21 protein-coding genes and 3 pseudogenes are annotated in these 20,834 nt (G+C 72.9%); 16 read left to right on the top strand and 8 right to left on the bottom strand.

Going from position 1 to position 20,834, the window contains the following annotated elements; all coding sequences use genetic code 11:
- Nucleotides 1-79: 79 nt before the first annotated feature.
- A complete protein-coding gene (locus DEH69_RS18285) occupies nt 80-1,828 on the bottom strand; it encodes an ABC transporter family substrate-binding protein (RefSeq protein WP_113688049.1) in 1,749 nt (582 codons plus the stop codon).
- 370 nt (nt 1,829-2,198) lie between these two features.
- Between DEH69_RS18285 and DEH69_RS18280 the strand changes: the two genes are divergently transcribed.
- From DEH69_RS18280 to DEH69_RS18235, 10 genes and pseudogenes are all read left to right on the top strand, one after another.
- Nucleotides 2,199-2,771 (top strand): DUF2617 family protein, encoded by a 573-nt coding sequence (locus tag DEH69_RS18280; RefSeq protein ID WP_113688048.1) that lies wholly within the window; start codon nt 2,199-2,201, stop codon nt 2,769-2,771.
- A pseudogene (locus tag DEH69_RS18275) lies at nt 2,768-3,526 on the top strand (spermidine synthase); the annotation flags it as partial. The gene DEH69_RS18280 and the pseudogene DEH69_RS18275, both read left to right, overlap by 4 nt.
- A gap of 261 nt (nt 3,527-3,787) precedes the next feature.
- On the top strand, nt 3,788-4,621 hold the full coding sequence (locus tag DEH69_RS18270) for a carbon monoxide dehydrogenase subunit G (RefSeq protein ID WP_113688047.1): 834 nt from the start codon (nt 3,788-3,790) through the stop codon (nt 4,619-4,621).
- A gap of 86 nt (nt 4,622-4,707) precedes the next feature.
- Nucleotides 4,708-5,529 (top strand): aldose 1-epimerase, encoded by an 822-nt coding sequence (locus DEH69_RS18265; protein WP_258534757.1) that lies wholly within the window; start codon nt 4,708-4,710, stop codon nt 5,527-5,529.
- Nucleotides 5,530-5,540: 11 nt separating this feature from the next.
- On the top strand, nt 5,541-6,077 hold the full coding sequence (gene pyrE / locus DEH69_RS18260) for an orotate phosphoribosyltransferase (protein ID WP_113688045.1): 537 nt from the start codon (nt 5,541-5,543) through the stop codon (nt 6,075-6,077).
- Nucleotides 6,078-6,207: 130 nt separating this feature from the next.
- Nucleotides 6,208-7,230 carry a class II fructose-bisphosphate aldolase gene (fbaA, locus tag DEH69_RS18255; RefSeq protein ID WP_113688044.1) on the top strand — a complete coding sequence of 341 codons (1,023 nt, stop codon included), beginning with the start codon at nt 6,208-6,210 and terminating at the stop codon, nt 7,228-7,230.
- 77 nt (nt 7,231-7,307) lie between these two features.
- A complete protein-coding gene (locus DEH69_RS18250) occupies nt 7,308-7,721 on the top strand; it encodes a DUF3151 domain-containing protein (RefSeq protein ID WP_113688043.1) in 414 nt (137 codons plus the stop codon).
- Nucleotides 7,722-7,824: 103 nt separating this feature from the next.
- Entirely contained in the window at nt 7,825-8,652 is an 828-nt protein-coding gene (locus DEH69_RS18245; protein WP_113688042.1) for a tryptophan 2,3-dioxygenase, read from the top strand.
- A gap of 70 nt (nt 8,653-8,722) precedes the next feature.
- Nucleotides 8,723-9,898, top strand: coding sequence for a kynureninase (gene kynU, locus DEH69_RS18240; protein ID WP_113688084.1), 1,176 nt, complete (start codon nt 8,723-8,725; stop codon nt 9,896-9,898).
- The gene (locus tag DEH69_RS18235) at nt 9,895-10,647 is read left to right on the top strand and encodes an alpha/beta hydrolase (RefSeq protein ID WP_258534756.1); all 753 of its coding nucleotides are present in this window, start codon (nt 9,895-9,897) and stop codon (nt 10,645-10,647) included. Before kynU ends, DEH69_RS18235 begins: the two co-directional genes overlap by 4 nt.
- Here DEH69_RS18235 and DEH69_RS18230 read toward each other — a convergent pair.
- From DEH69_RS18230 to DEH69_RS18215, 4 genes are all read right to left on the bottom strand, one after another.
- The gene (locus tag DEH69_RS18230) at nt 10,569-11,660 is read right to left on the bottom strand and encodes a class F sortase (RefSeq protein WP_147255679.1); all 1,092 of its coding nucleotides are present in this window, start codon (nt 11,658-11,660) and stop codon (nt 10,569-10,571) included. The two genes, DEH69_RS18235 and DEH69_RS18230, sit on opposite strands and share 79 nt — an antisense overlap.
- Nucleotides 11,660-12,211, bottom strand: a complete 552-nt coding sequence (locus tag DEH69_RS18225; protein ID WP_113688040.1) for a hypothetical protein — start codon at nt 12,209-12,211, stop codon at nt 11,660-11,662. The genes DEH69_RS18230 and DEH69_RS18225 overlap by 1 nt, the downstream gene beginning before the upstream one ends.
- 167 nt (nt 12,212-12,378) lie before the next feature.
- Nucleotides 12,379-14,040, bottom strand: coding sequence for an ABC transporter permease (locus DEH69_RS18220; RefSeq protein WP_113688039.1), 1,662 nt, complete (start codon nt 14,038-14,040; stop codon nt 12,379-12,381).
- Nucleotides 14,037-14,987, bottom strand: a complete 951-nt coding sequence (locus tag DEH69_RS18215) for an ABC transporter ATP-binding protein (RefSeq protein ID WP_113688038.1) — start codon at nt 14,985-14,987, stop codon at nt 14,037-14,039. The genes DEH69_RS18220 and DEH69_RS18215 overlap by 4 nt, the downstream gene beginning before the upstream one ends.
- Nucleotides 14,988-15,069: 82 nt before the next feature.
- Here DEH69_RS18215 and DEH69_RS18210 point away from each other — a divergent pair, with 82 nt between their 5' ends.
- Nucleotides 15,070-15,621 (top strand): GbsR/MarR family transcriptional regulator, encoded by a 552-nt coding sequence (locus tag DEH69_RS18210; protein WP_258534755.1) that lies wholly within the window; start codon nt 15,070-15,072, stop codon nt 15,619-15,621.
- Nucleotides 15,622-15,676: 55 nt separating this feature from the next.
- Here DEH69_RS18210 and DEH69_RS18205 read toward each other — a convergent pair whose 3' ends face one another.
- Nucleotides 15,677-16,414 carry a diacylglycerol kinase family protein gene (locus DEH69_RS18205; protein WP_113688081.1) on the bottom strand — a complete coding sequence of 246 codons (738 nt, stop codon included), beginning with the start codon at nt 16,412-16,414 and terminating at the stop codon, nt 15,677-15,679.
- A gap of 138 nt (nt 16,415-16,552) precedes the next feature.
- Between DEH69_RS18205 and DEH69_RS18200 the strand changes: the two genes are divergently transcribed.
- Both DEH69_RS18200 and DEH69_RS32840 read left to right on the top strand, forming a co-directional pair.
- A complete protein-coding gene (locus DEH69_RS18200; RefSeq protein ID WP_113688037.1) occupies nt 16,553-17,836 on the top strand; it encodes an adenylosuccinate synthase in 1,284 nt (427 codons plus the stop codon).
- Between the two features lie 22 nt (nt 17,837-17,858).
- Nucleotides 17,859-17,981 carry a hypothetical protein gene (locus tag DEH69_RS32840; protein ID WP_258534754.1) on the top strand — a complete coding sequence of 41 codons (123 nt, stop codon included), beginning with the start codon at nt 17,859-17,861 and terminating at the stop codon, nt 17,979-17,981.
- A 75-nt stretch (nt 17,982-18,056) separates the two neighbouring features.
- On the opposite strand, the pseudogene DEH69_RS18195 reads toward DEH69_RS32840, so the two are convergent.
- Nucleotides 18,057-18,286, bottom strand: a pseudogene (locus DEH69_RS18195) (4a-hydroxytetrahydrobiopterin dehydratase); the annotation flags it as partial.
- Between the two features lie 216 nt (nt 18,287-18,502).
- Here DEH69_RS18195 and DEH69_RS18190 point away from each other — a divergent pair.
- The gene (locus tag DEH69_RS18190; RefSeq protein ID WP_113688036.1) at nt 18,503-18,763 is read left to right on the top strand and encodes a hypothetical protein; all 261 of its coding nucleotides are present in this window, start codon (nt 18,503-18,505) and stop codon (nt 18,761-18,763) included.
- A 41-nt stretch (nt 18,764-18,804) separates the two neighbouring features.
- Here the strand turns inward: DEH69_RS18190 and DEH69_RS18185 are convergent, their stop codons facing one another.
- Nucleotides 18,805-19,554, bottom strand: a complete 750-nt coding sequence (locus DEH69_RS18185; RefSeq protein ID WP_113688035.1) for a class I SAM-dependent methyltransferase — start codon at nt 19,552-19,554, stop codon at nt 18,805-18,807.
- Nucleotides 19,555-19,799: 245 nt separating this feature from the next.
- Between DEH69_RS18185 and DEH69_RS18180 the strand changes: the two genes are divergently transcribed.
- Both DEH69_RS18180 and DEH69_RS33665 read left to right on the top strand, forming a co-directional pair.
- Entirely contained in the window at nt 19,800-20,297 is a 498-nt protein-coding gene (locus DEH69_RS18180; protein ID WP_113688034.1) for a transcriptional regulator, read from the top strand.
- Between the two features lie 66 nt (nt 20,298-20,363).
- A pseudogene (locus DEH69_RS33665) lies at nt 20,364-20,699 on the top strand (recombinase family protein); the annotation flags it as partial.
- Nucleotides 20,700-20,834: the final 135 nt, after the last annotated feature.

Raw genomic sequence — 20,834 nt, 5'->3', positions numbered from 1 at the left:
CAGTGGTGCTCTGCCGTTCCGTGGACCTGAGCCATGGGCGGCCAGGCCCGCCGCTCGGCGGGCCTGGGCACGCCTTCGGTCAGCTTCTCGACCAGGTGTCGGCGTTCCACGTGATGCCGTTCTGCGAGGGGTTCGGCAGCACGTTCTGCACAGCGGGGTTCCAGGCGGTGATGCCCGGGTGCTGGTACAGCGGAATCGTCACCATGTCCTCCCACGCCAGGGCCTCGACCTCACCGGCGATCCGGTTGATCTCGTCCAGGTCGGAGGTCACCAGGATCTCGTCGAGCAGGGCGTCCATCTCCTCGCTCGAGTAGCACCCGTTGTTGTTGCCCTTGCCGGTCGGGGAGCACTCGCTGACCGTGCGGTAGGTGGAGTTCCAGCCGGCGACCGAGGGCGAGCCCGACCACGCGAACATGGCGACGTCCCAGCGGTTCTCGGGCAGGCGGCTGTCGAAGAAGTCGAGCTCGGCGGTGAACTCGATCTCGAACCCGGCCTCCTCACAGGCGGCCGTGATCAGCTGACCCGCGTCGTTGCGCCGCTGGTTGTCCAGCGTGGAGAGCGTGATCTCGGTGCCGATCGCGTCCTCGGCCTCCAGGATCGCGCGGGCGGCCTCGATGTCCTGGGTGCCGAACTCCGCGAGCGCGTCGGACGACGCCTCGATCGCCATGTCGTAGCCCGGGTCCCAGGGCGCGATGTTCCGCACGTCCTTGACGGTGGCGTCGGGGACGACCGGCTGGATCAGGTTGGTCACCAGCGTCTCGCGCGGCACGCACAGGGCGAACGCCTGGCGCAGCGGGAGCGAGTCGGAGAACGGGCCCTCGTTGAAGTTGAAGTCGAGGTGCTCGTAGGTGTACTCCTCGGCGACCTGCGACTCGATGCCAGAGGCGCCGGTGATCTGGTTCGCCAGGTCCACCGTGGGCTGCGGCTCGATGATGTCCACCTCGCCGTTTTGGAGGGCCGCGACCTGCTCCTCCTCGGCGATCGTGCGGAACACGATCGTGTCCGCGGCGCCCGGCTCACCCCAGTAGTTCTCGTTGCGCGTCAGGGTGACCGACTGCTCGGGCTCGTAGCCGCTGATGACATACGGGCCCGACGAGGGGATCAGCGCCGGGTCGGGCAGGGCGCCGTCGATGGACCAGCCCTCGTTGAAGAACGCCGCCGCCTCCGCGAGCGCGTCGGCGTCGTCCTCGCGGAGCGCCGTGAGGAACTCCTCGGAGCTCAGCCCGCCCTGCTCGGCCACGACGTGCGCGGGCAGCATGGCGTTGTTGCCGTGCCCGGGACCGTTGTAGATCCAGTCCGCGAACGGCGTGTCGTAGACGAGCTGGAACGCCTTGTCGCCCGGCTCGCACTCGGGCTTCGTGGTGTCCTCGATGCCCTGCGTGCCGACCGCGGAGAACAGCCCGTCCATGGCGCCGCTCTGCGCGGTCCACCACAGCAGGATGTCGTCGCAGTCGATGGACTCGCCGTCGGACCACACGGCTTCCTCGTTGATGGTGTAATCCACCGTCAACGGGTCCTCGCTGGTCCGCTCGAACGTCCCGAACTCGGTGTTCTCTATCAGCTGGCCGTCCTCGTTGCCGAACGTCCAGAATCCGGAGATGACCTGCTCCGTCACCTGGCCGTTGGCCACCGTGTTGGCCGACGCGGTGGTGTTGTTGTATGCCTGGAACGGCTGGGCCATTCCGTAGGTGACGGTGCCACCGGTGCCGCCGCTCTGGTTCTCCTCGCCGCTGCCGTCGTCATCGTCGTCGCCACCGCACGCGGAGAGGACGAGAACGCCCCCCAGCATGGCCGCGACGAGCCTCGACGTTCTGCCGATTCGCGTCATCTACCGGGCCCTTCCGATTCGTGTGAAGTTGCCGAGAGCTTCCTCACAGACGCGTGCGGGAACAAGTGCGCCACAGTGACCGTTGTGCAGCCGAGATGTGAAGAACGCAGAGCCGTGACCAGAATTTCGGTTCTTAACGGGGCGTAAGGGGGCGTTCTGGCGAGTCTTCGCGCGTTGACCGGGCATAAGTGTTCGCATTGCGGGCGGCCCCCGGGTGAACACCTGACCACCCTGTCCCCGACCGGATGGAAACCTGGCCAAGTTGGGTAAAAACGCTGTGGCGGCGGCGTGTTACGTGATTCGGTGGTCCCGTTGTCTCCGGAGGGTCGGCCCCGCCGCCCCTCAACTGCGCGCATGCGGGAGCCGACCCATGCTCACCACGATCCACACCGCCTTCACCGACACGCGAGCGAGCGATCTCGCCTGGGCCCTGGGCCGGGAGCCGCTGCCGTCGCTCGCCACCCTCGACCTCGGACTCGACGGCGCACACGTGCAGTTGCGGGTGCTCGGCGCCTCGCACCAGGTGCTGCTCGACCGCCGCGACGGCACGTGCTCGGAGACCGTCGCCTGCATCCCCGGCAGCAACACCCCCCTGCCGCTGGGGGTGTCCAAGCGACTGGGGAGCTTCGAGTACGAGTTCGCCGCCCGCGTCGAGAGCATGAGCGCCGGCTCGTTCGCGGGCCGCGCCCAGGAGCTGCTCGCCCTCGTCGCGGAGCACCCGCAGGGCCTCGCGGCCCTCTTTCCCGGCGAGCCCAACGCCTTCACCGCGCTGCTCGCCCAGCGCAAGGACGACCAGGTGCGCTGGCGGACCTGGCACTCCTACCCCCAGGAACTCCGCCTGGTGACCACGAGAACGCGGATCTCCGCGGTGACCGACGACCGAAAGTACACTCCTGTGGGTGACAGGACGGACCCGAGGCGTGACGTAACGTTCGGTTCATGATCGACACGCCCGAAGCGGAGAGCCCAACTGCCGCGCGTCCGGCGGCCGTAGGGCTCCCCGTGTCGGCGGGGATCGGGCGCTTTCTGGTTCTCGTCGCCGTCTTCGTCTGCGCCGCCTGCGGCCTGGTCTACGAGCTCGAGCTGATCGCCCTCGCGGACTACCTGGTCGGGGAGACCGTCACCTACACGTCCGTCGTGCTCTCGCTCATGGTCTTCGCCATGGGCATCGGCTCGCTGGGCGCCAAGCGGCTCCGGGTGCGCCCCTCGGTCAACTTCGGGCTGATCGAGGCGCTGCTCGCCCTCGTCGGCGGCTGCTCGGCGACGCTGCTGCACGTGTGCTTCCTGCTCTTCGGCGACGCGCGGCCGCTGCTCGTCGCCTGCTCGCTGGCTATCGGCGTGCTGATCGGCGCCGAGATGCCGCTGCTGATGACGCTGATCCAGCGCATCAGGGAGCAGGACGCCGACCGGGCCGTGGCCGACCTGTCCGCGGCCGACTACGTCGGGGCCCTGCTGGGCGGGCTGGCGTTCCCCTTCATCCTGCTCCCGCTGCTCGGCCAGCTGAACGCCGCGCTGTGCACCGGCGTCGTCAACGCCCTGGCCGGGGCGGTGGTGGTGCTGTGGCTCTTCCGCGGTGACCTGTCGCGGCGTGCCAGGCGGCGCCTGTTCCTGCTGAACGCCGCCGTGATCGGCGTGCTGGTGGTATGCGCGGCGGCGGTGGGCCCGCTGGAGCGAGCCGCAGAGGACGCGGTGGTGGGGGAGGCGCGGGAGGCCCATGGCCTGGGCGGCGGCCCGGAGGTTCGCTAAGCGGTCGACCCTCCCTGGTGCCGCAGCGGGCCGTCTCGGCGGTGCGGCGCTCATCCGGGCTTTGTGCCACGGCGCGCCCGAAGGGTGCGCGCCATCTCACGGACCACCGGCCAACCGGCCGCACAGGTGCCGGGTCGGCCGTGCGGCTCGACCGCCTTCAGGCAGTGCGCTTCCGCATGCCTGAGGCGCCAGGCTATGGGTAGGCTCCGCGCCATGGAGCACGAGGTCTTCCTGCCCTGTGACATCGCCGCCGTGGCGAGGGCGCTCGGCGAGCCCGAGCGGGCGGCCCGCTGCGTGCCCGGGCTCAGGCTCGACCCCGAGGGCGACCCCCTGGCCCCTTCGGGGCGGCTGCGGCTGCGGATCGGCTCCTCGTCCCTCACCTATCGCGGCGGGCTCACGGTCACCCCGCGCGGCGAGGGGTACGCGGTCGAGGCGCAGGGCCACGAGGCCCGCGGCACCGGCTCGGCGACGCTGCTGCTGACCGTCGTGCCCAGGGCCTCCGATGACGGCGCGGGGACGGTGCTCGCGTTTGGCGGGGCGGTGGAGGCCAAGGGCCGCATCGAGGAGTTCGAGCCCGAGCAGCGCGAGGCTGCGGGGCGGCGCCTACTGGATCGTTTCGCCGAGGCGCTCGCCGACGAGGTGGCGCTGGCCGCCGAGTCGGCCGCCGATGAGGCCGCCGCCGAGGGCGAGCCCCCGGTGCCGGGCGGCATCGGCGAGCCCGACGGCAACGAACGCGCCATCCCCGGCATCCCGCCCCCGCCCGACTCCGCGGCGGAGCCCGCCGACCTCGACATCCCGCCGCCCACGCTCGACCCCGGAGTCGAGGAGGAGGCTCCCGAGCCCGAGGCGGACTTCGCGCGGCGCACGATGATCGGGCGCAGCGCGGAGGAGGTGGACCACGCGCCGCCGCGCGGCCGTTACGCCCCCGAGCCCGCCCCTGGCCGCACGTCGGTCCCCGTGGCCACGCTGCGCTGGGCGGCCCCCGCGGCGGCCGCCGCCGTGGCGACGGCCATCGTCGTGGCCCGCGCCCTGCGCCGCCGCCGCTGAACGGCACCCCGGGAGCTCCCCCAGAAGTGGCGCTTGTCGAACGGCCGCGCGGGCGATGCCCGGCGAGACCCTCTATCGTCGGGAGGGTGACGACTCATGACACCGACCGAGGTGTGCGACTCCGCGCCGCCGGGACCGAGTTGACGCTGCGGCCCGACGAGGGCGGGCGGATCTCCTCGCTGGTGATCGGCGGCATGGAGGTGCTGCGGCAGGGCGAGCGCTATGGCTCGTTTGTGATGGCCCCCTGGTGCGGCCGGATGCGGGATGGCCGCTTCCGCAATGGCGGAACGATTCATCAGATGCCGCTCGCCGGTGCCCCGCACGCCATCCACGGGACCGTCAGGCGTCGCCCCTGGCGCACCGTCAGCGTGCGGCCCACATCGGCCGCGCTGATCTGCGAGCTGACCGACCCCTGGCCCTGGCCGGGGCGCGTCACCCAGCTGGTGGAGCTCGACGAGGACGGCGGCGGGGTGACGCTGACGCTCGGCGTCGAGACGCTGGGCGCCTCGTTCCCCGCCCAGGCGGGCTGGCACCCGTGGTTCCTGCGGCGGCTCACCCCCGAGGGGCCCGAGGTGGCGCTGGACTTCTCGGCCGACTGGCGGCTGGAGCGCGGCGACGACCACCTGCCGACGGGCCGCCACGTCGAGCCGGGCCCCGGCCCGTGGGACGACTGCTTCCACATGGCCGACGGCGTCTCCGTGTCCCTCACCTGGCCGGGACAGCTCGAGCTGTCCGTCACCAGCCGCACGCCCTGGGCCGTCGTCTACGACGAGACGGCGGAGGCGGTGTGCGTCGAGCCGCAGTCGGGGCCGCCCGACGGGCTCAACACCCACCCCCGGCTGGTCACCGAGCTGGAGCCGCTGGAGATCACCACCCGCTGGGCCTGGAGCCGTCAGGGCCTGGCATAGGGTCGGGGGCCATGAGCGTGCGAGACCAGCTGCTGCGGCAGATCAAGGAGAAGGCCGTGGTGCACGGCCGGGTGGTGCTCTCCTCGGGGCGGGAGGCGGACTGGTATGTCGATCTGCGCCGCATCGCCCTCGACGGCCGGGTGGCGCCGCTGGTCGGCCAGGTGATGCTCGACCTCACCTCGGGGCTCGACTACGACGCCGTCGGCGGGCTGACCCTGGGCGCCGACCCCGTGGCCACGGCGATGCTGCACGCCGCCGCGGCGCGGGGCGGCCGCCTCGACGCGTTCGTGGTCCGCAAGGCGGACAAGGTGCATGGCCTGCAACGCCGCGTCGAGGGGCCCGATGTGGCCGGACGCCGGGTGCTGGCCGTCGAGGACACCTCCACCACGGGAGGCTCGGTCCTGACCGCCGTGGAGGCGCTGCGCGAGGCCGGGGCCGAGGTGGTCGGCGTGGCCGTGATCGTGGACCGGGGCGCGGCCGCCGCGGTGGAGAGGGCGGGGCTGCCGTATTACCCGGCCTATGACCTCGCGGACCTGGGACTCTCCTGAACGCTGCCCCGGGGTCGTCACAGCGCGTAGTGGTTTCACGTGAAACTGTGGGCGCTCGCCCCTGCCCCCACACGGGTCTGGGAGGATATTCGGGCTGTCGAACGCAACGCACACTCCAAGGAGCGGACAGATGCCCATCGCGACCCCCGAGGTCTACAACGAGATGCTCGACCGGGCGAAGGCAGGAAAGTTCGCCTATCCGGCCATCAATGTCACCTCGACTCAGACCCTCCACGCGGCGCTGCGTGGATTCGCCGAGGCGGAGAGCGACGGCATCGTCCAGATCTCCACGGGAGGTGCCGAGTTCCTGGGCGGGCAGTACCAGAAGGACATGGTCACCGGCGCCACCGGGCTGGCCGAGTTCGCCCATGTGGTCGCCAAGAAGTACCCGGTGAACATCGCGCTGCACACCGACCACTGCCCCAAGGACAAGCTGGACGGCTATGTCCGCCCCCTGATCGCCCTCTCCGAGGAGCGCGTGGCCAAGGGCGGGAACCCCCTCTTCCAGTCCCACATGTGGGACGGCTCCGCGGAGACGCTGAAGCACAACCTGGAGATCGCCGAGGAGCTGCTGGCCCGCGCCGCCGCCGCCAAGATCGTGCTCGAGGTGGAGATCACCCCGACGGGCGGCGAGGAGGACGGCGTCAGCCACGAGATCAACGACAAGCTGTACACCACCGTCGAGGACGCGGTCCGCACCGCCGAGGCGCTGGGCCTCGGCGAGAAGGGCCGCTATCTGCTGGCCGCCTCGTTCGGCAATGTGCATGGCGTCTACAAGCCGGGCAATGTCGTCCTGCGCCCCGACCTGCTGAAGGACCTCCAGGAGGGCGTGGGCGCGCGGTTCGGCAAGGAGAGCCCGTTCGACTTCGTCTTCCACGGCGGCTCGGGCTCCACCGAGGAGGAGATCGCCACCGCGCTGGAGAACGGCGTGGTCAAGATGAACCTCGACACCGACACGCAGTACGCGTTCACCCGCCCGATCGCGGACCACATGTTCCGCAACTACGACGGCGTGCTCAAGGTGGACGGCGAGGTCGGCAACAAGAAGACCTATGACCCGCGCAGCTGGGGCAAGCTCGCCGAGGCCGGGATGGCCGAGCGCGTCACCGCCGCCTGCGGCCACCTGCGGTCCACCGGCACCCGGCTGAAGTAGCGCGTTCGGCCCCCGGGGCCCGGGCCGCCCCCGCAGGCGGTTGGGCCTTCCCGCGGCGAACCGGCAGACTGGTCCGCATGGCCATCCATGAGAATCTCCTCGGGGGTCCGCCCCCGACCCACCTGCCCGACGACCCCGAGCCCCGGGAGCTGCTCGCGGCCGGGACGGCCCCGGCCGAGGTGGCCGCGAAGTACCCGGCCTCCTCGCTGGCCTGGGCCCAGCTCGCGGACGACGCGTTCGCCGAGGGCCGGACCATCGAGTCCTACGCGTTCGCCCGCACCGGGTACCACCGCGGCCTCGACGCCCTGCGGCGCAGCGGATGGCGCGGCCAGGGCCCGATCCCGTTCGAGCACGAGCCCAACCGAGGCTTTCTGCGCGCCCTGCACGCCCTCGCCCGCGCGGCGGGGGCCATCGGCGAGCAGGAGGAGTACGAGCGCTGCACGACGTTCCTCAGGGACAGCTCGCCCACCGCAGCCGACACGCTGTCCTGACGACCCGGAAGGCCCCGCCCGAGGCGCCCCGCTCCCCCGCGGGGCGCCTCGCGCGTGCCGCACGTACGCTGACGTGCGAACCAAGCGGCCTACGGAGACAACGATGTCGCAGCAACCGGTCATGGATTTCGGGGAACACCCCACCCCCTACGAGGACTACGTCCACGCGGACGTGATCACCCACCTCCAGCACCCGCTCACCGACGACCCCGGCGAGATGGCGTTCCTGGTCACCACCCAGGTCATGGAGCTGTGGTTCACGGTGCTCGTGCACGAGTGGCGCACCGCCGCCGACGCACTGCGCGCCGACCGCCTGCCCGAGGCGCTGGGCGCGCTGGCCCGCTCGACCCACGAGATGCGCGCGCTGAACGCGTCGTGGGAGCCGCTGGCGCGCCTGACCCCCAGGCAGTTCAACGCCTACCGCCCCGCGCTCGGTGAGGGCTCGGGCTTCCAGTCGGCGATGTACCGGCGGATGGAGTTCCTGCTGGGGGACAAGTCGGCGTCCCTGCTCGTGCCCCACAAGGGCACGCCCCGCGCCCACGCGGAGCTGGAGAAGGCGCTGCGCGAGCCGAGCCTGTACGACGACGTGCTGGCCTATCTCGCGCGCCGCGGCGAGCGGATCCCCGTGGAGGTGCTCGAACGGGACCTGACCCAGCGCTATGAGCCCGACGACGGGGTGGCCGCGGTGTGGCAGCGGATCTACGCGGCGGGCGACGAGGGCCCCGACGGCGGCGCGCTGCTGCGGCTCGGCGAGGCGCTGACCGAGGTGGCCGAGCTGGTGTGGCGCTGGCGCAACGACCACCTGGCCGCCACGCGCCGCGCGATGGGCGGCAAGACGGGCACGGGCGGCTCGCCCGGCGTCGCCTGGCTGGAGAAGCGGGCCGCCCGCTGGGTGTTCCCCGAGCTGTGGACCGCGCGTGGCCAGGTCTGAGGCGCGGGACGGGGCGCGGGGCGAGGCGCGGGGTGAGGCGCGGGGTGAGGCGCGGGGCGAGGCGCGCGGCGTGGCGGCGTCGCTGGACGCGGCCGATCCGCTGCGGGCGCTGCGGGCGCGTTTTGTGCTCGACGACACCGTCTACCTCGACGGGAACTCCCTTGGCGCCCTGCCGCGCGACGTCCCCGAGCGGCTTGCCGACGTGCTGGCCCGTGAGTGGGGCGAGCTGCGCATCCGCTCCTGGGCCGAGTCGGGCTGGTGGACGGCGCCCGAGCGGGTCGGCGAGCTGATCGCGCCGCTCGTGGGCGCGGCCCCAGGCCAGGTCGTGGTCGGCGACTCCACGAGCGTCAACGTGTTCAAGGCGCTGGTCGGCGCCGTGCGCCTTGCCGGGCCAGGGCGCGACGAGATCCTGGTGGACGCGGCCACCTTCCCCACCGACGGCTATGTCGCGGCCTCCGTCGGCCGGATGACGGGCCACACCGTGCGGCCCGTGCCGGTGGCGCGGATGCCCGCCGAGGCGGGCCCGCGCACCGCGGCCGTCCTGGCCAACCACGTGGACTACCGCACGGGCGAGCTGTACGACCTGCCCGCTCTCACCGCCGCGGCGCACGAGGCGGGCGCGCTCGCGGTGTGGGACCTGTGCCACAGCGCGGGGGCGCTGCCCGTCGAGCTGGACGCGTGGGGCGCGGACCTGGCGGTCGGCTGCACCTACAAGTACCTGAACGGCGGCCCGGGATCGCCGGCGTTCCTCTATCTGCGCGCCGCGCACCAGGAGCGTTTCGACTCGCCGCTGCCCGGCTGGAACTCCCACGCCGACCCCTTCGCGATGGAGCCGCGCCACACCCCCGCCGATGGCGTGGCCAGGGGGCGGGTGGGCACGCCCGAGATCCTGTCGCTGCTCGCTCTCGAGTCGGCGCTCGGCGTGTGGGAGGGCGTGGACCTGGCCGCGGTGCGGGCCAAGAGCCTCGCGCTGACCGACTTCTTCATCGAGCGGCTCGCGGCCGAGCTGCCGCCGGGCGTGGACGCGGGCCCGATCACGCCGGTCGAGCACGCGCGGCGCGGCAGCCAGGTGTCGGTGCGCTGCCCTGACGCCAAGGCGGCGCACGCGCTGCTGGTGAGCCGCGGCGTGGTGGGCGACCAACGCCCGCCCGACCTGCTGCGGTTCGGGTTCACGCCGCTGTACACGACGTTCGCCGACGCCGAACGCGCCGCGTGGGAGCTCGGCCGGGCGCTGGGGGGCGGGTGAGCGAGGGGGCGAGGGAGACCGGGCGTGACGCCGATGAGGCCGACGCCCTGCTCGCGGCGGCGCGCGGGCCCGTTCCGCCGCCCGACGCGACCGTGGCCTATGGCGACGACCCCGAGCAGCGCGTCGACCTCTATGGCGTCGAGGCGCCGGGCGCGCCCAGGGCGGTGCTGCTGCACGGGGGGTTCTGGCGGCAGGCGTACGACCGCGGCTACCTCGTGCCGTTCGCCGCGGCGCTCGTGGCGCGCGGCGTCGCGGTGGCGCTGCCCGAGTACCGGCGGGTGGGCGGGGGCGGCGGCTGGCCCGCCACGTTCGACGACGTGCGGGCGGGGCTCGCCGCGCTGCCGGGGAACGGGCCGCTGATCCTGGTCGGGCACTCGGCGGGCGCGCATCTGGCGCTGCTCGCGGCCGTGCGCCACCCCGACCGGGTGACGGCCACGGTCGGGGTGGGCGCGCTGGCCGATCTGCGGCGCGCCGCCGCGTTGGGCCTCGGCGCGGGGGCGGTGGCGGCGTTCCTCGCACAGGGCGCGGCCGATCCGCTGGACGGGCCGCGGCCGCCCGCGCCCGTGCTGCTCGCGCACGGCGCCGATGACGCGCAGGTGCCGCCCGAGGTCGCGCGCGGCTACGCGGAACGCCACGGTGCCCGGCTCGCGCTGCTGCCGGGCACCGGGCACTACGCGCCGTTCATCCCCGCCTCGCCCGCGGGGACATGGCTGCTCGCGGAGATCGTGGAGGCGGTGAGGCGGGCGTAGGCGACGATGTTGGAGTCGTAGCCGCCGCCCTCGCTCCAGCGCCCGCCGCATGTGATCAGCCGCAGCTGCGGGCTGTCCACCGAGCCGTAGACGCGCTCGTCGGGGAAGTCCGACTTGGGGTACTGCTCCACGGAGTCCACCGTGAAGACGGCGATCTGCCCGTCCGCGCGGTCGATCTCGATGTTCTCGCCGGGGCGCAGCGAGCCGAGCCCGGCGAACGCGGCGGGCCCGTCGTAGGTGTCGAGGTGCCCGACGAGGATCGCGGCGCCGCGCTCGCCGGGGGAGACGCCGCCCGAGTACCAGGCGGCGCGTTGGGCGTCCTCCTCCGACGGCGAGGGCGGGCCTCCGTCGGGGGAGAGGTCGGCACCGAAGACCTCGACGTCGGTGCTGAGTTGCGGGATGTGCACGCGGACCGGGTCGGCTCTGGTCAGGGGCGGGGCGACGACGGCCGACGGCTCGCCCGATATGGACGGGTCGAGGTCCGCCGTCGAGCCCGCGTCGGGGGCGGCGGCCGGGGCGTCCACCGCGCCGGGGCGTGAGACGCCCTCGGCGATGCTGCTCGACGCGCGGGCCTCGCGCATGCCGCCGCCCGCGTCGGGCCACAGCAGCGCGGCCAGCAGGCCGAGGGCGATCGCGCCCCCGGCCGCCGCCACCTCGAGGCGGCGGCTCGCCGCGGAGAGCCGCTGCTGCCGCGTCCTGGCGGGCGGGCGTGGCGGGGGCCCGGGGGGCCCGGAGGGCTCGGGCGGCGGGGTCTTGGTCCGGTCCGTTGGCCGGTCCGTGGCCTTGGTGAGGTCCACGGCCGGTGGCCGCTCCTTCCAGGTGAGGCGTCCGCGGCTCACCGTGGCCAGCGCGCGCCCCGCGTGGCGGCGGCACGCGGCCCCGGCGCGCGGCGCGCCCGCCCGCCACCGGGCGAGGGCGGCCGCGACCACGCGCGCCCTGCCCACCTGCCGCGCGCGCTCGCGCAGCAGGGGGACGAGGCGGTCGAGACCCGGGAGGGTGGGCACCCGCGGCATCAGTAGTGGCTGCCGGTGGTGCGCCGACGGCGGGACAGGAACACATAGCCGACCGCGCCTGCGACCGCGAAGCCGCCGCCGACGGCGAGCGCCGTCGCCTGGGTCGAGCCGCTGTTCGCGCCGCCCGATCCGCCGAAGCCGGCCGAGGCGCCGCCGCTCGGCGTACCGGCGGTGAACGTGAACGTCGTGCTCAGTGTCACGCCGTCGGTGCAGCGGACGGTGACCTGGTAGCTCCTGCCGACCTGGAGGCCGCTGGTCTTGATGCGGCCCGTGCCGGTCCAGCGGTTGTCCTTGCCCTTGCGCAGGGTGATGTTCTGCTGGAACGCCTGCGACGTGGCCGGGCCCGCGGGCTGGCACGAGGACTTGACGGTGACCGTGGTGCCCGCGCCTCCCGAGCTCGGCGAGATCGTCAGCGGGGAGGAAGGGCCCTGGTCCGAGACGGACTTGGCCTCGTCGGCGGCGAGCGCGGCGGGCGCGGCCAGGCCCAGGGCGAGCAGGGATGTGGCGGCGGCCGCGGTCAGCCGGGTGGCGGTGCGGTGCAGGTACTTCATGGACGAGTGACCTCCGGTCGTCAGCCGCACGCGGGGGGCGTGACGGGTTGTCACTCATGCGAACAGTCCGTGACTCCTCGCGCATCCGGAGAGATCTCTACGGGTGAGGGCCCGGCCGCCGAACGGGGAGGTGGCGGCCGGGCCCCTGGCCTCGCGTCGTGGCGGCCCTACTTGAGGTCGAGGTCCCTGCGGCGGAAGCCAGCGAGGCCCAGGGCGACGAGCCCGGCGGCGAGCGCGGTGAGGATCAGCAGCGGCGTCCACTCCAGGTCCTCGGCGGGCACCTGCGGGATATGGCTGAGGGGCGAGAGGTTCAGCAGGAAGTCGGGCGTGTCCATCAGCTGGCCCAGGTAGACCGTGAAGAACATGTACGCCGGAGCGGCCCACGCGGCGGCGGACGCCCCCGGGAACCAGCCGACGAACACGAGCGCGATCCCCGCGGTCACCCACACGGCGGGCGCGTAGGCGGCGGCGGCCCAGGTCAGGCTCCAGATGAGCCCGCTGTCGTCGGCCGGGCCCGCGCCCGCGAGGCCGAAGCCGAGGCCGCCGAGCACGCTGATCAGGCTGCCTCCCGCGAGCGCGACGACCAGGTGGCTGCCGAGCCAGCGGGTGCGGGAGAGGCCGGTCGCCAGCAGGGGCTCGGCCCGGCCCCCGGTCTCCTCGGCGCGCGCCCGCAGCACGGTCATCACCGCGTAGCAGATGGCGATGAGGACCAGGATGGCCAGCACCACGGAGGCGAACGCCTCCTCGAGGCTGCCGCCGAGCTCCTCCACGGTCTCCCTGAACTCGTCGCTGCTGTCCAGCACGTCGTCGGTCTCGCCGAGCAGCGACCCGAAGGCCACGCCCATCAGCAGCGCGCCGAAGCCGAACGCGACCAGCACGCCGCGGTGCAGCCTGAGGGCGAACGCCACCGGGTGCGCGAGCCGGTCCGTGGCGCCCGGCCTGCCGGGGCGCGGCGGGCGGAGCCCGGCGCCGACGTCGCGGCGCGTGGACAGGAACACGGCGAGCGCCACGCACACGGCGGCGAGCGCGACGTTGAGCAGCAGCGGCCACCAGCGGTTGTCGACATAGACGTAGGTGCGCTGGGCCCAGCCGATCGGGGAGAGCCAGGAGAACGCGTCCGCGCCGACGTCGCCGACCGCGCGCAGGGCGTAGGCGACGCCGAGGGCGGCGATGGCCATGCCGGACGAGCCGCGGGCGAACGGGGTGATCTGCACGGTGACCGCCGCGACGGCGGTGAAGACCAGGCCGATGCCGACGCTGGTGGCGCCGTAGAGCAGGGAGCCGCCCGCGGTCACGCCGTCGACGCCGAGCGAGCCGAGCCCCGCGGCGAGCAGCGCGCCGAGCACGACGTTGGCCGCGACGGCGACGACGAGCGCGGCGGCCAGGTGGGCGTGGCGGCCGATCACGTGGGAACGCAGCAGCTCGGCGCGGCCCGTCTCCTCCTCGGCGCGGGTGTGCCGCACGACGGTGAGGATGCTCATGATGCCGATCACCAGGGCCATGAAACTGATCATTTGGTGACCGGTCATGGCGCCGTAGTGATACTCGCCGCTGAGGTAGTGATCGGGCCCGGACATCGCGAGGCCCGCGGGCGCCTCGAACGTGGCCTTCGCCGACTCGATGTCCTCGGGCTCGGGGTAGGTGGCCTCGAAGGAGGTGACCGAGCCCACGGTGGCCAGCAGCGAGGCGCCGATCCAGACCGGCAGGCGGACGCGGTCGCGGCGCAGGCTGAAGCGGATGAGCGTGCCGGTGCCGGCCAGCGGGCTGCGCGGCCCGCCGTTCCTCCCGGCCCGCTCCCCTGTGGTGGGCGCGGTGGCGGTTGCGGTCATCGCGAGGCCCCCGCGGCGCGCTGCCCGTTGTGCCCGTTGTGCCCGTTGTGTTCGAGCTCGTCGCCGTAGTGGCGGAGCATCAGCTCCTCCAGCGTCGGCGGGTGGCTCACCAGGCTGTGGACGCCGAAGCCCGCCAGGTGGCGGATCACGCCGTCCAGGTGGTTCCCGTCGACGCCGAAGCGGATCTTGCCGCCCTCCGCGCGCACGTCGTGCACGCCTGGCAGCTCGTTGAGCCCGGTGACCGGCGTGGCGGTCTCCGCCTCGATGCTGGTGCGGGTGAGGTGCCGCATCTCGCTGAGCGTGCCCGACTGCACGATCTTGCCGAGCCTGATGATGCTGACGCGGTCGCACAGCTTCTCGACCTGGGCGAGGATGTGGCTGGAGAGCAGCACGGTCTTGCCCGCGTCCTTGGCCTCGGCGATGACGTCCTGGAAGACGACCTCCATGAGCGGGTCGAGCCCGGCCGTCGGCTCGTCGAGCAGCAGCAGCTCGGCGTTCGACGCGAGGGCGGCGATGAGCGCGACCTTCTGCCGGTTGCCCTTGGAGTAGGTGCGGCCCTTCTTGGTCGGGTCGAGGTCGAAGCGGTCGACGAGCTCGGCCCTGCGCTCGGCGTCGAGGCCGCCGCGCAGCCTGGCGAGCAGGTCGATGGCCTCACCCCCGCTCAGATTGGGCCACAGCTCCACGTCGCCCGGCACATAGGCGAGCCTGCGGTGCAGCTGGACGGCGTCGTTCCAGGGGTCGCCGCCGAGCAGGGAGACGGTGCCCGCGTCGGCACGGAGCAGCCCCAGCAGGACGCGGATGGTGGTGGACTTCCCGGCCCCGTTGGGCCCGAGGAAGCCGTGCACCTCCCCCGTCCCCACCTCCAGGTCAAGGCCGTCAAGGGCGCGGGTGCGGCCGAAGGTCTTCACCAGACCGCTGACGGTGATGGCGTCGCTTGCCGTGTTCATGCTTTTGAATCTACAGTTGGTTCACAAATTTGTGAAGTTAGGGAAGCGTCAATCCCCGGGACACCAATGGGAGGATGGCCAGGTGATCAATCACGATGTCCCCGTGCAGCGCCCCGAGGAGGAGGGTCTCCGGGAGGAAGGCCCCCGGGAGGAGGCACCGCAGTCACCCCCGTACACGGAGGCCATGGCCCAGTGGGTCGAGAGGTTCGCGGGCGACCTGGCGAGCGCGGGGATGCCGCGCATGGCCGCCCGGATCTTCTCCTGCCTGCTGGTGTCCGAGGAGCGCTCCCTCAGCTCGGCCGAGCTGGCCGAGCGGCTTCATGTGTCCCCCGCCGCGATCTCGGGCGCCAAGCGCTATCTCGAGCAGGTGCACCTGATCGGCAGGGAGAGCGAGCCGGGCTCGCGCCGCGAGCGCTACCGGCTCCACCACGACGTGTGGTACGAGGCCGTCGCCAACCGCGACACCCTGCTCACCCGCTGGGTGAGCACCATGCAGGCGGGCCTCGACGCGGTCGGCCCGACATCGCGCGCGGGGCGGCGGATGGAGGAGACGGCGGCGTTCCTGGCGTTCCTGCGGGACGACCTCGGCAGCGTCCTGGAGCGCTGGCGCGCCTTCCGCGCCGAGTCCACCTGATCCGGCCCTGATCCGGCCCTGATCCGGCGCCGATCCGGCGCCGCCCCGAGCCCGCTCAGCCGCCCGCGGGCACGGTCAGGCGCAGCGCCCCAGGCCGAACGGTCCACGTGCGCTCGCGCGTCGGGCCCACGTCGACCGTGTCGGCCCGGTAGCTGAACGCTGCTCCCGACACCGTCACCGACCTGGCGAGCGCCGAGACGTCGCCCCCCGCCTGTCCTGGCCGCACCACTACCTCGGCGCGGCCGCCGCCCGCCGCCCGCAGCGAGACCCCCGCCACGGGCCGGTCCACGTCCGCGAGCACCCGGCCGTCCGCCTCGACCCGCAGCCGCTGCCGCGGCCGGTGCACCGTGCGCCACCACAGCCCCGACGCCCCCGAGGCGCGCGGCGCCGGGATGCCGAGCGGCCCGAGCACCACCCCGCCCGCGTCGTCCGTCAGCAGGTCGAGGCGCCGCACCGTCCCGGTGAGCACCGCGCGCGACGCGGCCACCGCGTCCGTCGGCACCCCCAGCGCCCGCGCCACCGCGACCGAGGGCCCGGGGCCCACGGGCACCATGGCGAGCGGGCTCGCCCCCAGCTCGCCCGTGCCGTGCAGCAGCGTGACCGCGCGCAGCAGCGCGCCGTCGTCGCCGACGATCACCAGCCGCCGCCCGCCCCGGCGTTCGAGCACGCGGGTGAGCGAGCCCGGCCCGTCGAGCACGCACACCTTCGCCTCACCCGCGCCGGCGCACAGCACATCCCTAGCGATGCGCACCGATTCCCCGTCCGTCCGCCGAGCCGTCGGGTCGATGACGATGAGCACCTGACTGTTCGCCTCCCGGCTGCGTCTCCCGTAAGCTCTCTGTGCAAGAGCCCCTGTCGCGATTGCGCCAGGGGTTTCGTCGATCCGGGGCAGCCCTTGCGTAGATGCCCCGCTCGAAAGGGGTGTACGCCTGTGCCCGCACTTGTGCTGCTCGGCGCTCAGTGGGGTGACGAAGGCAAAGGCAAGGCCACCGATCTGCTCGGCGGTTCGGTCGACTACGTGGTGCGCTACCAGGGCGGGAACAACGCCGGGCACACCGTGGTCGTCGACGACCAGAAGTACGCCCTCCACCTGCTGCCGTCCGGCATCCTCTCGCCCGGCTGCGTGCCCGTCATCGGCAACGGCGTCGTCGTCGACCCCAAGGTCCTGCTCGCCGAGCTGAGCGGCCTGAACGAGCGGGGCGTCGACACCTCGCGCCTGCTGATCAGCGGCAACGCCCATCTGATCACCCCGTACCACCAGACCATCGACAAGGTCACCGAGCGCTTCCTCGGGACCCGCCGCATCGGCACCACGGGCCGCGGCATCGGTCCCGCCTACGCCGACAAGATCAACCGGCAGGGGATCCGCGTGCAGGACCTCTTCGACGAGTCGATCCTGCGGCAGAAGGTCGAGGCGGCCCTCGACCACAAGAACCAACTGCTCGCCAAGATCTACAACCGCCGCGCCATCGTCGCCGACCAGGTGGTCACCGAGCTGCTCTCCTACGCGGAGCGGATCGAGGGCTGTGTCCGCGACACCGCGCTGATCCTCAACCAGGCGGTCGACGAGGGCAAGGTCGTGTTGTTCGAGGGCGGTCAGGGCACGCTCCTCGACGTCGACCACGGCACGTATCCGTTCGTCACGTCGTCCAACCCCACCGCGGGCGGGGCCTGCACGGGATCGGGCGTCGGGCCGACGAAGATCAGCCGCGTCATCGGCATCCTCAAGGCGTACACCACGCGCGTGGGTGCGGGCCCCTTCCCCACCGAGCTGCACGACGCGGACGGCGAGGCGCTGCGGCGCATCGGCGGGGAGTTCGGCGTGACCACGGGCCGCGACCGGCGTTGCGGCTGGTTCGACGCGGTGATCGCGCGGTATGCGACGCGGGTCAACGGGCTGACCGACTTCTTCCTCACCAAGCTCGACGTCCTCACCGGCTGGGACCGGATCCCGGTGTGCGTCGCCTATGACATCGACGGGCGGCGCGTGGACGAACTACCGTACAGCCAGACCGACTTCCACCACGCCAAGCCAGTCTACGAGTATCTGCCGGGCTGGAGCGAGGACATCAGCAAGGCCCGCTCGTTCGAGGACCTGCCGAAGAACGCGCGGGTGTATGTGCGGGCGCTCGAAGACCTCTCGGGCGCCCCCATCTCGGCCATCGGCGTGGGGCCTGGGCGCGACGAGACGATCCAGATCAACGCGTTCATCTGACGCGCCCGCCCTTCCGTCCGGCGTGGCTGCCGCGGTCACGCGCGTGATGGCGCTGCCCCTGGTGCGGGGACGGCCGCGACGCGCGGGGCTGGCGACCGACGAGCCCGACGCCCCGCTCACCGAGTATCGGGTGATCGACCGGTGACCGCGCCCCCGCACGCGAGCCGCGCCGCGCGGGGGCGTTCCGTCATGCCTGGCGTCAGTCGAGGGGGCGTGCGCCGTGTGTCGTGATCGCGAACCGCACGGTGTCCCAACGCAGATCGATGTCCGCGTGGTGGCCGATCAGCCGCTCCACGTCGGCGACATGCACGATCAGCGCCCCCCGCCGTGGTAGCGGATGCCGAAGGTGCGGGTGATCTCCTCGCCCTGCCGCGACCACCCGGGCACGCGCCGGAGCCCTTCGGCGATCTCCTCCTCGGTCAGGAGAACGGGCGAATCCGCCACGGTCATCCCCTCTCGGTCACCGGCGCGAGCACATCGGTCAACTCCTGTCCGACCGCGGCATCCCAGGGCTGAGAACGGCGACGTTGCGGCCTGCCGCGAGTGCGTCGGGTACCCCGTCTTTTACACCTACCCCGAGTGCGGGCACACCGTGATGGTCACCCCCGAGGCGGCGGCGAAGAAGAAGCCGCGCCGCTGGGACTGCTACCAGAAGGTCCTGCCCGGATGAAGGCGGAGCTGTCGGCCGCCGCGAAGGCCGCCGCCGGACGCCCGGCCGAGCTGCTGGACGCCGTCGAGCTGCCCCGGGACCTGCCCGCGCCGCTGGCCACCGAGTGGCGGTGGTGGGCGACCAAGCACCTCCAGGGCGCCATCGCCGCTGAGGAGAAGCAGGGCAAGGACGGCGAACGCGACGGGGGCCTCGCGCGGGTGACGGCTGCCGCCGCGACGCTGCTGCCGAATCCGCGACGCCGTACGAGGCGTGCGTGAAGTCGGCTCCTTGGCCGACGGCCCGCGCCTACGGGCGGAGGTCACGCCTTCGTGAGGACGAAGAACAGGAAGCACAGGAACTTGCCCGACTCCCTCTGCTCGAAGACCTCGGGGAACCGTTCGCGGGTGCCGGGCCCCGGGGCCGGTTCGCTGATGACGTCGATCCGGAAGCCGGCCGCGGTGAACGCGTCGGTGATCGCGTGCAACGGCCGGTCCCAGAAGGTCATCAGGTGCTTGGTGCCGCCGAGTTCCCACCACTGGGAGGTGGAGCGGGTCGCGAAGTAGTCGGTTCCTGGCGGTGCCGTCATGTGCTGGACGAAGGGGTGGTGGACGGACCCGATGAGGCGGCCGCCGGGCTTCAGCACGCGCCGCAGTTCGGCCAGGGCCGTCGTCCAGTCCTCCAGGTAGTGCAGGACCAGGGAGGCGACGACGTCGTCGAACCCGGCGTCGGCGAAGGGCAGCGGGCCGCCCAGTTCGGCGCGTTCCAGCACCACGCCCTCGCCGAGCCGCCGCCTGGCCAGCTCCAGCATCCCGGCGCTGGAGTCGAAGCCGGCGACGACGGCGCCCCGCTCGCGCAGGTCTGCGGCCACGGGGCCGGCGCCGCAGCCGGCGTCGAGGATGCGGCGGCCCGCCACGTCGCCGGCCAAGTCCACTATCGCGGGGCGCGCATAGTAGGCGTTGAGGAGGCTGGTCTCGTTCCCGGCCGCGTACGCCTCGGCGAAACTGTCGTAGTCGTTCACCCTCTCCCCGGGCCCCGGAGGAGCCTCGACGGGACTGACCCAGGACGCCATCTGCCGGTTCGGTGGGACATCCGCCTGTTCTGCAGGGCTCTCGGGAGCGGCCCTCCCGCCGGTGGTTCCGGGACGGTTCGGCATGGTTGACCTCGTTCGTTCGGGCCACGGTGGGCGTGGCGGGCGATCTGCGGATCCCCCGGCTGTGAGGGGCACAGCGGTACCCTGGACGAGTGATTGAGTTTTGTCAATCACTCGCGTTCGGCCCTTCAACGGGCTGCCCCCTCTTCAGTAGGCTGCTGATCATGACCGAACGCCGGCCGGCGACCGACGCGGAGGCGAAGGCACTCGCCTCCGCCCTCCGCCTGCGCATCCTGCGTATCTGCGTGCGGAAGCCGCACACGAACAAGGAGATCGCGGCGATCCTCGGTCGAGACCCGGCCAGCGTGCTGCACCACACCAGAACGCTGGTCCGCACCGGCTTCTTGGAGGCGCAGGAAGAACGGCGCGGCGCGCGCGGCGCACGAGAGATCCCCTATCTGGCGACGCGCAAGAGCTGGCACCTCGAAACGCCCGCGCTGGACCGGTCGATGCTCGACGCGTTCCTGGAGGAACTCGCCCTCGTTCCCGCGACCGAGGCCGAGGGCATCAGGATGGCGCTGCGCCTGCCACCGCCGCAGATGGAGGAGTTCCGCACCCGGCTCAAGGATCTGCTGGAAGAGTTCGCCGCCCGCCCGGACGACCCAGCCGCGCCCGCCTGGTCGCTCTTCCTGGTGGTGCACTCGGACCCGAACCGGCCCTGACGACGGCGTCCGGCAGCTACTTCCGCCCAGCCCCGCGCAACGAGTCGGCCATCAGACGGCCACAAGATCCGCCGGGCAACCACCCAAGGCTCTTCCCCGCCGACCGGCGCCCCGGCCGACCCTGGCGGCAGGGCCCCGCACTCGCCGCCATGCCCGCGCCCCCCACCGAGCGGCCGATCCGGATCGGGTAACGCCCGCACGTCCACCGCCCGCCAGGAGCTGGCCAGCCAGCTCGAAGCCCTCCGCCGGGCGGAGTGCCACAAGAGCTTCTCCGAGCGGATCGGTACCCGCGTCAAGGTGCGGCCCGAGCTGGAGAAGGCGCTCGCCCTGGCCCACCAGTTCGAGGAAGCCGCGCCCCAGACGCCGGTCATCTTCACCGTCCACGAACGCGAGCGCCCCGCCCGCAACGCGCGCCCACGGGTCCGGCTCCCGCACAGGATGAACCTCTATCCGGTCGCCCTCATACGGTCAGCGTCTCCCACTCCTCCGCCAATCCCACGACGAGCGGGCCGGGCGCCCCCGCGCCCGGCCCGCTCG

This window comes from Streptomyces sp. PT12, assembly GCF_003311645.1.
Lineage (GTDB): Bacteria > Actinomycetota > Actinomycetes > Streptomycetales > Streptomycetaceae > Streptomyces.
This window is presented reverse-complemented; position numbering and strand designations above follow the sequence as displayed.

Bases quoted from the DNA above. Each gene is read 5' to 3' on its own strand.
- DEH69_RS18215 (WP_113688038.1), bottom strand. From the start codon at position 14,987: ATGAACACGGCAAGCGACGCCATCACCGTCAGCGGTCTGGTGAAGACC.
- DEH69_RS18185 (WP_113688035.1), bottom strand. From the start codon at position 19,554: ATGGCGTCCTGGGTCAGTCCCGTCGAGGCTCCTCCGGGGCCCGGGGAG.
- DEH69_RS18230 (WP_147255679.1), bottom strand. From the start codon at position 11,660: ATGCCGCGGGTGCCCACCCTCCCGGGTCTCGACCGCCTCGTCCCCCTG.
- fbaA (WP_113688044.1), top strand. From the start codon at position 6,208: ATGCCCATCGCGACCCCCGAGGTCTACAACGAGATGCTCGACCGGGCG.
- DEH69_RS18225 (WP_113688040.1), bottom strand. From the start codon at position 12,211: ATGAAGTACCTGCACCGCACCGCCACCCGGCTGACCGCGGCCGCCGCC.
- DEH69_RS18250 (WP_113688043.1), top strand. From the start codon at position 7,308: ATGGCCATCCATGAGAATCTCCTCGGGGGTCCGCCCCCGACCCACCTG.
- DEH69_RS18190 (WP_113688036.1), top strand. From the start codon at position 18,503: ATGAAGGCGGAGCTGTCGGCCGCCGCGAAGGCCGCCGCCGGACGCCCG.
- DEH69_RS18285 (WP_113688049.1), bottom strand. From the start codon at position 1,828: ATGACGCGAATCGGCAGAACGTCGAGGCTCGTCGCGGCCATGCTGGGG.
- DEH69_RS18270 (WP_113688047.1), top strand. From the start codon at position 3,788: ATGGAGCACGAGGTCTTCCTGCCCTGTGACATCGCCGCCGTGGCGAGG.
- pyrE (WP_113688045.1), top strand. From the start codon at position 5,541: ATGAGCGTGCGAGACCAGCTGCTGCGGCAGATCAAGGAGAAGGCCGTG.
- DEH69_RS18180 (WP_113688034.1), top strand. From the start codon at position 19,800: ATGACCGAACGCCGGCCGGCGACCGACGCGGAGGCGAAGGCACTCGCC.
- DEH69_RS18220 (WP_113688039.1), bottom strand. From the start codon at position 14,040: ATGACCGCAACCGCCACCGCGCCCACCACAGGGGAGCGGGCCGGGAGG.
- DEH69_RS18280 (WP_113688048.1), top strand. From the start codon at position 2,199: ATGCTCACCACGATCCACACCGCCTTCACCGACACGCGAGCGAGCGAT.
- DEH69_RS18245 (WP_113688042.1), top strand. From the start codon at position 7,825: ATGTCGCAGCAACCGGTCATGGATTTCGGGGAACACCCCACCCCCTAC.